Raw genomic sequence first — 12,929 nt, forward strand, 5'->3', positions numbered from 1 at the left:
AGACATTTAAACAAGGGGGTGCTTTATGGCCCGAGCTGTTGTTGCGACCGGAAATGTTCCATCTGTTCCGTCATCGGAAGGTGGATTATCAAGATATCTGGCAGATATTCGCAAATATCCGATGCTGGAACCCAATCAGGAATACATGCTGGCCAAACGCTTTTTGGAGCACGAGGATCGTGGTGCTGCTGAAGAATTGGTTACAAGCCATTTGCGCCTCGTCGCAAAAATCGCCATGGGATATCGTGGCTATGGCCTGCCCATCGGCGAAGTCATCTCGGAAGGCAATGTCGGCCTTATGCAAGCGGTCAAGAAGTTTGACCCGGAACGCGGCTTCCGGCTTGCAACCTATGCAATGTGGTGGATCAAGGCATCGATCCAGGAATACGTCCTGCGCTCATGGTCCCTTGTCAAGATGGGTACCACCGCGAACCAAAAGCGCCTGTTCTTTAACCTGCGCAAGATGAAGAGCCAGATTCAGGCATTGGAAGATGGTGATCTCAACCATGAGCAGGTCGAGAAAATCGCCACCAAGCTCGGCGTTTCGGTTGAGGAAGTCCATTCCATGAATCGTCGTCTTTCCGGCGATGCGTCCTTGAATTCGCCTTTGAAGGCGGATGATGGAACCGGCGAATGGCAGGATTGGCTGGTTGATGAAAGCGAAAGTCAGGAATCCATTGTTGCCAATCAACAAGAGCTGGATCAGCGCCGTATCATGCTGAAATCTGCTATGGAAACCCTGAATGAACGCGAGCAGCGCATTTTCCAGGCACGTCGCCTTTCGGAAGATCCAATCACGCTGGAAGATTTGTCGGGAGAATTCGGCGTCAGCCGGGAACGTGTCCGGCAGATCGAAGTTCGAGCGTTCGAAAAGGTGCAAAAATCCATGCAGACAGCTGCGTTGGAAGCTGCACGTGGACGTACCGCTCAGTTGGAAGCCCATACAAGCTAAAACATAGACTAGCTGGATCATAAAATTGCGCGTTTGCCGCTCACGGTTTTGAAAAGAGCCGAATTGACGTCAGGCAAACGCGCAGACTGCAACCAGTTGCCCGTTCTTCACTTCAATGCGAAGTGAAAAACAAGCCAAACGCGAAGCACATTGTAAAGACGCTTATCCGCTGTCCCCAGTGGAAAGTGATCCAGCCCGGACAGCAGAACCAAATCCTTTGGCAGATTTGCGTGCTGAAAGACTTCCAGCGTGGAGTCCGTTGGTGTCACAGCATCAGTCGCTGCATGCATCAACAGCAATGGTCGGGGTGCAAGTTTGCCAACAAAGTTGATCGGCATGAAACTGCAGATGCTCTCTGCTGTATCGACAGGAAACTCCATGATGGCATCATCAGGAAGTTGATCGCGCATGTGCGTCGGGATCGGTACAATATCAAACCGTTGAACCTTCATGGACTCGCCGGTTTTCGCCTTGTGCTCACGCCCACGCTTCAACATGTCCTCATACTTCTCCCAGGCGCCCTCTCCCGCATGCTGCAGCTTTGACTTTTCCAGGCCCTTGCCCCAGCCAGTCAATCGCATTGCCCAGATCATTGACCTGATTCATGCAGATAACCCGGCCACGCTCACCACCACTCTCTCCGCAGCCGCGGCTGTCGAAACGAATAGCGATATAGCCCCAATCACATAGGATTGGACAAACCGTTGCCATTGATCCGTCGATTTTCGAGCCGCCAAAGCCATGACTCGCGATGACAAGTGGACGCTTTTCACCAGGTTTCAAATCGTCAGGCTGGTGCATGACACCGACGATATCGACCTCATCCGACTTGAACGAAATATTGGTTTCCATCAACGAAACCCTCCCAGGAAAGACGACCAATGCGCTAGGATCACGCACTCAATTTCCCGAAATTTAGTCCGCTGGTCTGCGAAGGTTCAATATCGTTCCGAGGGAGCGTCATAACAATGAGTTATGTATAGTGGTGTGAATTTGGGGCTGGCCCCAATAGGTCCCTAAGAAATATTCGTTTTAAATATGAGCCGGTTCCAGCCAGAAGCCATCGCCCCTCGGCACAACATACCCAACGCCAGGATGGGCCAAATGCATACCGGCTATTCGAAGCCGCTCCTTGCTTGCCCGTTCAAACATGGCAATCCGGGTCGCTGCGGCTGTCTGCGAGTCAACATCAAAGGCAATACACGCCTTTGGTTGCGGCATCTGGAAGGCCTGAACGTGCACAATATCGCCCCATATCAACAACCCGTTCTCAACATCGCCGATCTGGAAGCCACTATGGCCGGGCGTGTGGCCCGGAAGCGGCACGGAATTCACGCCGGAAACGACTTCAGTCTCCCCGATAAAAGTGGAAGTACGGTCTTGGTATGCATTCAGGACAGCACCAGCCAGATCGAAAAAAACTTTAAAGTCTTCCGGAGTTTTCTCACGGTTTTCCGCGTTGAGCCAGAATTCCCGATCAGTGTCATGGATTTTAAGCTCAGCGTTTGTAAACACAGCTTCCCCCTCGTCAATGAGGCCGCCAATATGGTCTGGATGCAAATGGGTACACAGCACCATATCAATATCGTGCGGCGCGATGCCCGCCAGTTTCATGCCGTCGAGCAATTGTCCGGTGCCCGGAATGGCGGCTTTCCCACCTGAATCAATCAGGATCGTCTTATCGCCGTCTTGATAAATATAGGCGTTCAGGCTACCAGACACGGGCCCTTCCGTTAGACCGATATTGGCAAGACATTTCGTGACTTCCGCATCGGATATGCCGGAAAACATTTCAGGGCCAAGCAGCAACTCGCCATCGTAAATTGATGTGATTGTGCCATTTCCGGCAGCAAATTTCTTAATACTCGGCATGATGTCCTCGCGAATTGAAATGGTGTCGCTAAAGGACTTCAAACAACAAACATTTGTCAAGTTGACGCAAACAAAATTCAGGATTTCAATGTGCCTAAGCTGACACTCTTTGATCTGGACGGCACCCTTGTGGACAGTGAAATACTGTCGAACCAGGTGCTTGTGGATGTTCTGGCGGAACAGGGCATGAATTTTTCACTGGATGAGGCCGTCAAGCGGTTTCGTGGTGGTAAAATGGCTGAGAGCCTTGCCGATGTTGAAACCCATTTCGACCGCAAGCTGCCGGATGATTTTGTCCTCCATTTACGGCAAAGAACAGCTCAGGCATTCGAAGAAAAGCTGCAGCCCATCGATGGTGCTTTGGACTTGGTTAGTTCCATCAATTCGCAAATCTGCATCGCCTCTAACGGTCCGCCGGAAAAAATCAGATTAAGCCTGACCATAACCGGCCTCCTGCCCTTTTTCGGTGACCGTCTGTTCAGCGCCTATGAGATTCAGGCCTGGAAACCCGATCCGGAATTATTTCTGAGTGCAGCCAGAAAGCTTGGCTTTGCGGCCTCTGACTGCGCCGTTGTTGAAGATAGCCTGCCTGGCATTCATGGCGGACTGGCAGCCGGAATGAAAGTCTTTGCTTACTTCCCCGACACAATACCAACATCTTTGCCGGATGACGTGTTGGTGGTCAGACACCTATCAGAGTTGAAAGCGCATCTGTAAGCTGTCAACAGCAAGGCAAAACTTACACCGGCGGGCTCCACAGCCCTTGATGTTGTCAATTCTGGCGCTACATTTTTGGCAACACAAAGGAGAACTAAATGAAACAATCACGTCGTGAATTTCTGTCAACTTCGGCAATAATTGTCGCGGGCATTACCCTGCTGCCATACGCAGCCAACGCCGCTGGCCATGCCAGCGACATGTTTACAACTGGCGCAGGAGACATCAAAGTCCATCCTGTCAGTCACGCCTCCTTTGTCATGGAAACACCCATTGGCACGATCTATGTTGATCCCGTCGGCGAAGCATCTGCCTATGCCGGTTTCCCGGCAGCCGATCTGGTGCTCGTGACCCATGAACATGGTGATCACTTCAATCTGGAAACACTGGCGGCAGTCACTGGCGAGAACACACAGATCATCACCAATCCGGCCGTCTATGGCAAACTTGCAGATGATCTGAAAGCCAAGGCATTCCAGATCGCCAATGGTGAATCCACCACATATGAAAGCCTGAGCATTGACGCCATTCCGGCTTATAACACCACGGAAGAACGTTTGAATTTCCATCCCAAAGGCCGCGACAATGGCTATGTACTGGGATTTGATGGCTTCCGCGTTTACATTTCCGGCGACACGGAAGACATTCCTGAAATGCGCGCCTTGGAAAACATTGACCTGGCCTTTGTCTGTATGAACCTGCCATTCACAATGGATGTGGCTGCAGCCGCTTCAGCAGTTGCTGAGTTCAAGCCGAAATATGTCTATCCCTACCACTATCGTGGTCGTGACAATGGCACGCAGGACCCGGCAGAGTTTGCCACACTTGTGGGTGAAGCCGCCGAAGTCAGAATGGGCGGCTGGTACGGCTGACATTGACAGCAAGACCGAGGAGACGGGTTATCACCCGCTTCTTTTGGAACGACACATTGGTTGACAAATAACGCGACCAACAGTAGTGAGCGGCAAGGGAAAAGGTCCCTGCCGCTCGCTGGCTCTGCCACGGTGAAACCTTTGAAACTCTCCCATCTCCCGATTTCAGTTTGCGGAGCAATGGCAATGCGAGCACCCTGCAAGACCGCATCCAAACGCTGAAAGAGGTTTGCGATGAATGGGTTAAATACACGCCCCCCGCTGGACGAGTTGAAAGCACAGGCAAAACGTCTGCGCACAACTCTGCAAGCGCAGGGAACAATAATCAGCCACAGCAAAGCGCTGGAACTTCTGTCTCATCAACATGGCTACAAAGACTGGAACACCATGCATGCAGCTATTGGTAACCAGCCACCGCCAGACCGATTAAACCTTGGAGACAGGGTGCACGGTCATTACCTTGGCCAACCCTTCAAAGGGGAAGTTCTGGGTGTACAGACAGGTGCAACACCGGAGCGTCTACGGGTTACATTTCTGTTTGATTAACCGGTGGATGTTGTAAAATTTGACAGTTTCTCGGCCTTCCGGAAACGTGTCAGTTGCACCATTGGTCGATCAGGTGCGACAGCTGAAACAACCTCGGACGGTTGTCCTCAGCTAAGCCTGTGGACTTGACCAGACGGCAACAATTTGTCGGGCGCGCCACATCAGGCGGGCCCGATTTACTGTCAGCTTGAATTCCGCGCCTGCAAGCCACACATTGGTCCAACACAGGTAACAACAGGACACAGTGCCATGCTGCTCGACACACCCATTTGCGATTTTGGCTGGAAAGCGCCCGACTTTGAACTGTCAGATTCAGATGGCGTCAGCCACTCGCTGAACAAATCCATGGGCGAAAACGGGCTCTTGATCACCTTCATCTGCAACCACTGCCCTTATGTTCATGCTGTCATAGAACGGCTTGTGGCCGATGCAAAAACCCTGCAGCAAGAGGGCATCGGTGTGCTGGCCATCATGTCGAACGACTACCGCAATGTGCCTGCCGACAGCCCTGCTCAAATGAAACTGTTTGCCAGACAACACGGATTCACGTTCCCCTATCTGGTTGATGAAAATCAGAGCGTCGGGCGTACTTATGGGGCAGTCTGCACGCCCGATTTCTTTGGGTTCAACAACAAGGCAGAATTGCAATATCGAGGTCGCCTTGACGATGCGGGCATGAAAGACGCTGCAAATCGAACTCCTGAATTGCTGAATGCCATGCGCCAGATTGCCAAAACGGGTAACGGCCCCCGGCAACAGACCGCTTCCATGGGGTGTTCCATCAAATGGCGCTAGCAGCACCGAAGCCAGAACTATGGTAGAAATCCGGTAAACCATTGGAGGGAACACCATGGCTATTGAGGCATGGACGGGCGTTGTCGGGGCGCTCGTGGGCGGTTTGGCTGCCATTTCAGGTACATGGCTCACACACATCCTGCAAAGCCGCAAACAATCGCGCATCGATCTGGCCAGAAAAAAACTTTTGACAACCACATTGAAGGGAGCCGAAGGCGCAGGCTGGATGAGCATTCAAACCCTTGCACAGATTGTTGGCGCTAATCTGGATGTTACCAGGGCGCTTTTGATCGAGATTGAAGCGCGTGGCTCGATGAAGACCAACAAGGAGATGTGGTCTCTCCTCTCCCGCAATCCCTTGCCCAGATCGTCCGAAGATTAGGGTCTGAACTCACTCTTCCGATTGGCCCAGACCCTAAGCCGGACTCAGTTCAAAGGTCTTGCGATACGCGCCATATCAGGCACTTCATCAATCAGGCCGCGTTCCTTCATGAACGCAGCAAAACGCTTGTAGCGCGCTGCATCAAAGGCGAACGGACGTTTGGCGAACCTTGGAATCGTGTCAAACCATGCACGACGGTTCAACTCATCGTTCAAATCAGGATGCGCTTTGACAAACAACTCCAAAGCTTCCTCGGGGTGGTTTGTCAGATAGATTGTGGCTGTTTCAACAGCGCTCAGAAATTTGGCAAAACGCGCATCATCTGTCTTGTCCATATGGGCAATCAGGATCAACTCATCATACACAGGAACACCATGTTCTTCCGGGTAAAACGCCCGTCCGGGGCGCTCAACAATATCCATCTGGTTAAGCTCAAAATTGCGGAAGGCACCAATTACTGCATCAACATTGCCAGTGATCAGTGAAGGCGAAAGTGAGAAATTGACGTTCACCAGCTCCACATCATCAAGACTGAGACCTACACCCTGCAGCATGGCACCCAGCAGAGCATCTTCAAAGCCACCAACTGAAAACCCGACCTTCTTTCCCTTCAGATCCGCGATGGACTGAATGGGGCTGTCTTCCAGAACCACCAGGGAATTAAGCGGTGTTTCCACAAGCGTTCCAATCCAGGCAACCGGGAGGCCTTCCTTGATCTGAAGATGCAGGCTTGGCTGATAGGAAATTGCAATATCACCCTGGCCGGCTGCCACAAGCCGTGGTGGCGCAGATGGATCGGCAGGGGCAATCAGTTCGACCTCCAGGCCTGCTTGCTCAAACAGGCCCAGTTCCTGCGCCACAATAAGCGGTGCATGATCGGGATTGACAAACCAGTCCAGCAAAACGGTCAGTTTTTCCTGAGCATGAGCCCCCGACAAACTGGAAATTAGAAAGAGAACACTGAAGAAGTAACGCATGTAAGAAATCCTGTTTATGTGGCGTTGATTGATTGTGGCTGGTGTTCCGGCATCCAGAACACCAGTCGGCGCGTCAGTCGGTCGGTCCCGAAGCGCAACAGCACCACGAACACCGCTAGAATAAAAAGTGAAGCGAACATCAAATCTGTCTGCATTCGGCCATTGGCATGCAGCATTACAAAGCCAAGCCCGGCAGAAGACCCGACCCATTCCCCCACGACGGCGCCAATGGGCGCAAGGCTGGCACCAACCCGCAGTCCCGATGACAAGGACGGCAATGCGGATGGCAAACGTAGGTGGAGCAGACTTTGCAAAGGGCTGGCCCCGGCAATACGCCCCAGATCCAGCAAATCCGGGTCTGTGCGCCGCAAACCATCAAAAAAGGCCGATGTGATGGGAAAATAGATAATCAGCGTCGCCATGATAACCTTCGACGCAAGCCCGAAACCGAACCAAAGCACCAGCAGCGGTGCAATGGCAAAGACCGGCAGGGCCTGTGTCGCCAGAACCACCGGAAACACCATCCGCTCTGCCGATGGTGACATCGCCATGAAAAGCCCTGTCGCAACGCCCAGCACGAGGCCCAGCAACAAGCCAAGCAGAATTTCGCTTGCGGTGATGGCCGCATGACCCAACAGATAGGAAAAATTATTGGCCAGGCTGGCAGCGACCCGAAAGGGTCCCGGCAGCATAAAGGGTGGCAGATCAAATAGAACGACAACCGCCTGCCAGACAGCAATCAGCAAGGCGCAAACAACCAATGCGCGCAAAAGCACGCCAGTAATTCGTCTGTGTGTTGTGGTCGTGTTCACGCTGTGTGTCACGCGAGTGGAGCCCTCAAAAACAGAGGACCATGCGGAAAGGTACGCAAACGGAGAATACAGGTCTTCGTCCCTTCGCCGGCATGATCCGGATCAGGTTCAAAGGGTCCGGAAACGCGCGGTCCAAATCCGATATCGGATCATGAACCTGCTTCCATCTCAGCCCCGTTAACGCCGGGACACCCCTCGAAACAACTTTAGCTTAGTCAGATTTTCTTTGCGCTTCAAGCGCCAGATCAGTTTCCTCGGCTCCAGGCTTCCAAAGCCTGTGCAAACACGACTTCACCTTCGCGCCCTTTTTCAAGTGTGACGATAGCGCGCTTGTCGTTTTTGTAACGAACTGGCAAATCAAACCAACTGCCTTCACGGAGCAGCTTCAGATTATTCACCTCATTCTCAGGTGTCGCGGAAAGCGCCAGCCAGAACAGCGTGTCAGAGACTTTGACGCCAGCCGATGCCAGCAATTCGCCTTGTGCTTCCTCACTGCCTTTCAGCAGCAATGCAGGAATATCTTCAATTCCACCGCCCACAAATCGCGGCGGCGCCTGATAGGATATTTCTACCAGGTGACTGGCGGAGGCAAGGGAATCATCTTCATTTTTGCGAATAATGATATCGAAGAACAAGCGGCGCTGGGGGATTTCCACCCGCCCAATAATGATTGGAGATCCATTGTCGTCTCCAAGGCTCCAGGATGTGCCACCGGCAACAGCTCTTGAATCCTCGGCTGTAGCACCTTCTTCGTACAAAATGGCACGTTGCGGCAACACGCCTTCGCCGACGGCGGATCCATCATCACCCTGTTCGACGTCAGGGTTCATTTGTCCTGAATCATCGATGATGCGACCATCATTTTTCGAAGACTCAGCATCTTCGTTGGCGTTGATCCGCCTTGGGCCATCGCCAGCAGCAGCGCCTTCGCCGATAGCAGGTTGCAATGGACTGACATCGCTCGATCCATAATCAAGCCAGTTTTCAAAGGTTGTCATCACCTTTTCCTGGTTCTGGAATGCCCACCAGCCGCCGCCACCAAGTGCAACGAGAATCAGAAGTATGAGAATCCAGGGCCAGATGCGGCGTCTTGGACGTTCGCCGGGATAAGGCTGACGATCATCATAATATGTATCGGAGTTACCCCTGCCGCCACCGCGTCCTCCGCGTTGGTCACGCTCAGCGCGCGGGTCAGGTCGATCAGATACTAATTCGGGCTCATCATAATAGTCATCCTGCTCGTCAGCTGCATCATCCATATACGGATCATCCAGCGCCGGCGCGTCGTAGTAGTCTTCCCGACCACGACGTCGCGACAATCCTTCGCGTTTGTTGCGCGGCGCTGCAGGTTCCGGATCAGGCGCCCGTGAACGCACAGGCTCGCGCTGGGTTGGTGCAGCTCTCAGCGGCGGTTCGTCAAGACTGGGTTCGTTCAGGGAACGGGCTGATGCAACGGCAGCATCAAACGCCGCCACAGATGGTTCTTCCCTCTCAGCAGGTTCGGGCCTGCGCGGCTGGGGTTGTGGCGGGACGGGCGCCGGAGCAGCCTCGGGCGGCGCAGTTCTGCGCATATCTTCAGCTTCGTCCTGAACCTGACGGGAGGAACGTTGTGCCCTGAACTGGGCTTCCTCTTCTTCCAGTTGCGCAAGGCGCGCAGCATTTTCGCGCTCGGAATCGGTTATGATCTTGCCAGACACATAATCTTCCTCGACAGAGCGAATACTGTCTTCCAGCTCCAGCCTTTGCCGCGAAACCTCTGAAGGCGGCAATGGTGGGTTCATGGCATCAAGCTGTCTGCTGATTGCAGTGCGTGCGCGGTCATAAACGGACCGTCGCGCCTGTCCCGTTGCCACAGGAAGAGCCTCGATTGTTTTTCTCAAAACCTTATAGAAATCAGCCATACGCTTACACTTTATCCATTAGTCTTCAGCCGATGCTTGGGCTGCCCGCCCCGGGTTTCCGATCGGGTGATCAAAACCCTAACATAACCTTAATCATGAAACGGATCATGCACAAGAATTGTGTGATCCCGTTCTGGGCTGGTTGATAACATGGCAACCGGCGCGCCGATTAATTCTTCGATCCGGCGCACATATTTTATTGCCTGTGCAGGCAGTTCAGCCCAGCTTGTTGCACCGGCAGTGGTGGCATTCCACCCTTCAAAACTTTCATAAATCGGCTCAACGCGACGCTGCCCGCCTTGTGAGGCAGGAAGATGATCGATCAATTCGCCATCAAGCCTGTAGCCGGTACAGATCTTGATTTCCTCAAGCCCGTCCAGAACATCAAGTTTGGTCAATGCAATGCCTGTCATCCCGTTGGTGCGAACGGTTTGGCGTACCAGCACCGCGTCAAACCAGCCACAGCGCCGTTTACGACCTGTAACGGTGCCCCATTCATTGCCGTGCTCACCCAGATACTCGCCGGTATCATTCAGCTGTTCCGTCGGAAAAGGCCCCTCACCAACCCGCGTCGTGTAGGCCTTGGTAATACCCAGAACGTAGCCGATCGCGCCAGGCCCAAGGCCAGACCCTGTGGCTGCTTGTCCCGCTGTCGTGTTGGAGGATGTGACGAACGGATACGTTCCGTGGTCGATGTCCAGCAACGCGCCCTGCGCGCCCTCAAACAGGATGCGCTTTCCGGCCCTGCGCTCGTCGTCGAGCAATTTCCACACAGTATCCATGTAAGGCAGAACTTCATCCGCGACCGATTCTAACTCGTCAAACAGGCTTTGTGGATCAATCTCGTCATAGCCAAGTCCGCGCCGAAGCGGATTATGATGGCTCAACAGACGGTCAATCTTGTCGGGCAATGTTTTCAGATTGGCCAGATCCATCACCCGGATTGCGCGCCGCCCAACCTTGTCTTCATATGCAGGCCCGATGCCGCGCTTGGTTGTACCTATTTTGGTACCGGTGTTTGAATTCTCGCGCACCGCATCCAGCTCGCGGTGCAAGGACAGGATCAGCGTTGCATTATCAGCAATACGCAAAACGCTGCGATCAATGATGATATCCTGCGCGCGCAGCCGTGCGATTTCTGCAACCAGCGCATGCGGGTCAATGACGACGCCATTGCCAATGACCGATAGCTTGCCGCGCACCAGACCTGATGGCAGCAGGCTCAGCTTGTAGCTGACCCCATCAATGACCAATGTATGTCCGGCGTTGTGCCCTCCCTGAAACCGAACCACGATATCCGCGCGTTCGGACAACCAGTCCACAATCTTACCCTTGCCTTCGTCGCCCCATTGCGAGCCGACGACAACCACATTGGCCATGTTGAAAGCCTCATATTAAAAAATTGAAATTCCCGGACTTTGCATCCAGCGCCCATGCGCATACGCAATTCCGAGCGCCTTGGCAAATCTGCAGGCAAGGAAAGTCCCGGTTTTAAACAAATTCATCCAAATTTTTCACAGCTTCCCTAAGGTTGGTTCATTCAGAGCGCTCAAACGGGATTTTGAGGCTCACCAACCTCAACAATATGACCATCGGGATCATAAAACCGGAACACCCTTTGTCCCCATGCTTGTTGCTGTATGTCGTGTATCACATTGAGCCGATCAGCAATTCGGTCAAATGTGGCGTCCAGTTCATCATCTTCAAAATACAAAACCAGATTCCCCCGGCCATAAAACCGCGCGTTTTTAGAATCTCCAGTTTCAGCATCCCCAGCTTCAGTATCCCCTGTTTCGGTATCATGGCCATAGATGATGCGGTGAAGGGACATACCTTCATGCAGCACAAACCCATTGTCAAATTGTACGAAATTGCCGTGGTCGTGCAAAATATTCAGTCCAAGCACATCTCTGTAAAAGGCTTTTGCGCGCGCCAGATCTGCCACGAAAGGAATTGGATTGATAAATTTCACGGCAGTTGTTCGTCCCATGGTCACGCGAAGCGATTATGGTATAGAAAGACCTCAAATCCCACCGGTCCGATAGTCCGGTCCTGGGCCTGTAATTCACATCTGGTGTCAAATCCGATTTGGGTCGACTATTTTGCATTCCTCTCCGCTGAAAAATGCCTTCCTGTGGTTGTTCAATCAACCCTATCTGCTGCTGGCAACCACAATGCTGTGCTGGTCAGGGAACGTGGTTCTTGCCAGAGCTGTCGCGGGTGAAATACCGCCGATCATGCTGGCTCAAATTCGCTGGATCGGGGCAAGCCTGCTGCTGATGCCATTTGCATGGCGCTATGTCAGACATGACTGGCCTGTTATCCGCAAGCATTTGCCCCTTATGCTGCTTTTAGCTTTCACCGGCATAACCAGCTACAACACGCTCGCCTATCTGGGTTTGCAACACACCACAGCTTTGAACGGTCTGCTGCTTCAGTCAGCAGCCCCCCTGGTTATCGGGTTCTGGTCTCTCGCCCTGTTTGGCGATGCGATGACGCCGCGTCAACTGGCAGGAACGCTCATTTCGTTGTTTGGCGTTTTGATTATCCTGACGGGCGGTCAGCCTGAAATTCTACTGTCGCTGGACTTCAATACAGGTGACATTCTGTTCTTCTGTGCCTTGCTGTTTTACGGAATTTACTCCTCCGTCCTGCGCAAGAAACCAAGGATGCACTGGGTCAGTTTTCTGTGGGTCACAGTGGTGTTCGGCGCCATTATGTTGCTGCCTGCGTTCTTCTGGGAACTGGAAACCGGCACACCAACCGAACTGTCCTGGCGCAGTTTTGCTGCCTTTGCCTATGTCATTCTGTTCGCAAGTCTGTTGGCGTATGGTTGCTTCAACCGCGGCGTAGAGTTGATTGGCGCCAACAGGGCTGGCCCCTTTTTCCACCTTATGCCGTTATTCGGATCATTGATGGCAATTCTGTTTCTGGGAGAACAACCCGCTTTGTTTCATGCAGCCGGATATGGGCTTATTCTGCTGGGTGTCATATTGGCGCAACGCAAAAGTCGATCAGCTTTGCAGTGAAAGACATGGGTGCAGTGAGACACGTAGGTGCTATGAAATACATGAGTGCAGTCACGCATCTGCATAAAGCTGAT

The 12,929-nt window shown here is 52.8% G+C and carries 14 protein-coding genes, 1 pseudogene and 1 riboswitch; of the genes and pseudogenes, 7 read left to right on the top strand and 8 right to left on the bottom strand.

All coding sequences use genetic code 11. The features are described 5' to 3' along the window. The first annotated feature begins 25 nt into the window (after nt 1-25). On the top strand, nt 26-952 hold the full coding sequence (gene rpoH, locus RAL91_RS20110) for an RNA polymerase sigma factor RpoH (protein WP_306258035.1): 927 nt from the start codon (nt 26-28) through the stop codon (nt 950-952). A 107-nt stretch (nt 953-1,059) separates the two neighbouring features. Here the strand turns inward: rpoH and RAL91_RS20115 are convergent, their stop codons facing one another. The 3 genes from RAL91_RS20115 to RAL91_RS20125 all read right to left on the bottom strand — a co-directional run bounded on the left by RAL91_RS20115 (nt 1,060) and on the right by RAL91_RS20125 (nt 2,824). After that, on the bottom strand, nt 1,060-1,449 hold the full coding sequence (locus RAL91_RS20115) for a S9 family peptidase (protein ID WP_306258036.1): 390 nt from the start codon (nt 1,447-1,449) through the stop codon (nt 1,060-1,062). 4 nt (nt 1,450-1,453) lie between these two features. After that, nucleotides 1,454-1,804, bottom strand: a complete 351-nt coding sequence (locus RAL91_RS20120) for an alpha/beta hydrolase (protein ID WP_306258037.1) — start codon at nt 1,802-1,804, stop codon at nt 1,454-1,456. A gap of 180 nt (nt 1,805-1,984) precedes the next feature. After that, nucleotides 1,985-2,824 carry an MBL fold metallo-hydrolase gene (locus tag RAL91_RS20125; protein ID WP_306258038.1) on the bottom strand — a complete coding sequence of 280 codons (840 nt, stop codon included), beginning with the start codon at nt 2,822-2,824 and terminating at the stop codon, nt 1,985-1,987. A gap of 90 nt (nt 2,825-2,914) precedes the next feature. Between RAL91_RS20125 and RAL91_RS20130 the strand changes: the two genes are divergently transcribed. The 5 genes and pseudogenes from RAL91_RS20130 to RAL91_RS20150 all read left to right on the top strand — a co-directional run bounded on the left by RAL91_RS20130 (nt 2,915) and on the right by RAL91_RS20150 (nt 6,136). Next, on the top strand, nt 2,915-3,541 hold the full coding sequence (locus tag RAL91_RS20130; protein WP_306258039.1) for an HAD-IA family hydrolase: 627 nt from the start codon (nt 2,915-2,917) through the stop codon (nt 3,539-3,541). Between the two features lie 98 nt (nt 3,542-3,639). Continuing rightward, the gene (locus RAL91_RS20135) at nt 3,640-4,413 is read left to right on the top strand and encodes an MBL fold metallo-hydrolase (RefSeq protein WP_306258040.1); all 774 of its coding nucleotides are present in this window, start codon (nt 3,640-3,642) and stop codon (nt 4,411-4,413) included. A gap of 234 nt (nt 4,414-4,647) precedes the next feature. Beyond that, nucleotides 4,648-5,088, top strand: a pseudogene (locus RAL91_RS20140) (glyoxalase superfamily protein). Nucleotides 5,089-5,208: 120 nt separating this feature from the next. After that, nucleotides 5,209-5,754, top strand: a complete 546-nt coding sequence (locus RAL91_RS20145; protein ID WP_306258041.1) for a thioredoxin family protein — start codon at nt 5,209-5,211, stop codon at nt 5,752-5,754. A 55-nt stretch (nt 5,755-5,809) separates the two neighbouring features. Then, the gene (locus tag RAL91_RS20150) at nt 5,810-6,136 is read left to right on the top strand and encodes a hypothetical protein (protein WP_306258042.1); all 327 of its coding nucleotides are present in this window, start codon (nt 5,810-5,812) and stop codon (nt 6,134-6,136) included. A 44-nt stretch (nt 6,137-6,180) separates the two neighbouring features. Here RAL91_RS20150 and RAL91_RS20155 read toward each other — a convergent pair whose 3' ends face one another. From RAL91_RS20155 to RAL91_RS20175, 5 genes are all read right to left on the bottom strand, one after another. Then, complete coding sequence (locus RAL91_RS20155; protein WP_306258043.1) at nt 6,181-7,113, bottom strand: ABC transporter substrate-binding protein; 933 nt, start codon at nt 7,111-7,113, stop codon at nt 6,181-6,183. A gap of 14 nt (nt 7,114-7,127) precedes the next feature. After that, nucleotides 7,128-7,925, bottom strand: coding sequence for an ABC transporter permease (locus RAL91_RS20160; RefSeq protein ID WP_306258044.1), 798 nt, complete (start codon nt 7,923-7,925; stop codon nt 7,128-7,130). Between the two features lie 62 nt (nt 7,926-7,987). Continuing rightward, a riboswitch (TPP riboswitch) is annotated at nt 7,988-8,131 on the bottom strand. 39 nt (nt 8,132-8,170) lie between these two features. Next, nucleotides 8,171-9,826: a hypothetical protein gene (locus RAL91_RS20165; RefSeq protein WP_306258045.1), complete on the bottom strand. Its 1,656-nt coding sequence runs from the start codon at nt 9,824-9,826 to the stop codon at nt 8,171-8,173. 89 nt (nt 9,827-9,915) lie between these two features. Then, the gene (locus RAL91_RS20170) at nt 9,916-11,205 is read right to left on the bottom strand and encodes an adenylosuccinate synthase (protein WP_306258046.1); all 1,290 of its coding nucleotides are present in this window, start codon (nt 11,203-11,205) and stop codon (nt 9,916-9,918) included. A gap of 170 nt (nt 11,206-11,375) precedes the next feature. Then, nucleotides 11,376-11,798 (bottom strand): VOC family protein, encoded by a 423-nt coding sequence (locus RAL91_RS20175; RefSeq protein WP_306258047.1) that lies wholly within the window; start codon nt 11,796-11,798, stop codon nt 11,376-11,378. A 130-nt stretch (nt 11,799-11,928) separates the two neighbouring features. Here RAL91_RS20175 and RAL91_RS20180 point away from each other — a divergent pair, with 130 nt between their 5' ends. Beyond that, nucleotides 11,929-12,855, top strand: a complete 927-nt coding sequence (locus RAL91_RS20180) for a DMT family transporter (protein WP_306258048.1) — start codon at nt 11,929-11,931, stop codon at nt 12,853-12,855. Nucleotides 12,856-12,929 lie beyond the last annotated feature (74 nt).

The sequence above is a fragment of the Pararhizobium sp. IMCC21322 genome (genome assembly GCF_030758295.1).
Classification (GTDB): domain Bacteria; phylum Pseudomonadota; class Alphaproteobacteria; order Rhizobiales.

Excerpts from the sequence above, each read along its gene's own strand:
- RAL91_RS20135 (WP_306258040.1), top strand. The coding sequence starts at position 3,640 with ATGAAACAATCACGTCGTGAATTTCTGTCAACTTCGGCAATAATTGTC.
- RAL91_RS20125 (WP_306258038.1), bottom strand. The coding sequence starts at position 2,824 with ATGCCGAGTATTAAGAAATTTGCTGCCGGAAATGGCACAATCACATCA.
- RAL91_RS20120 (WP_306258037.1), bottom strand. The coding sequence starts at position 1,804 with ATGGAAACCAATATTTCGTTCAAGTCGGATGAGGTCGATATCGTCGGT.
- RAL91_RS20170 (WP_306258046.1), bottom strand. The coding sequence starts at position 11,205 with ATGGCCAATGTGGTTGTCGTCGGCTCGCAATGGGGCGACGAAGGCAAG.
- RAL91_RS20115 (WP_306258036.1), bottom strand. The coding sequence starts at position 1,449 with ATGTTGAAGCGTGGGCGTGAGCACAAGGCGAAAACCGGCGAGTCCATG.
- rpoH (WP_306258035.1), top strand. The coding sequence starts at position 26 with ATGGCCCGAGCTGTTGTTGCGACCGGAAATGTTCCATCTGTTCCGTCA.
- RAL91_RS20145 (WP_306258041.1), top strand. The coding sequence starts at position 5,209 with ATGCTGCTCGACACACCCATTTGCGATTTTGGCTGGAAAGCGCCCGAC.
- RAL91_RS20150 (WP_306258042.1), top strand. The coding sequence starts at position 5,810 with ATGGCTATTGAGGCATGGACGGGCGTTGTCGGGGCGCTCGTGGGCGGT.
- RAL91_RS20155 (WP_306258043.1), bottom strand. The coding sequence starts at position 7,113 with ATGCGTTACTTCTTCAGTGTTCTCTTTCTAATTTCCAGTTTGTCGGGG.
- RAL91_RS20165 (WP_306258045.1), bottom strand. The coding sequence starts at position 9,826 with ATGGCTGATTTCTATAAGGTTTTGAGAAAAACAATCGAGGCTCTTCCT.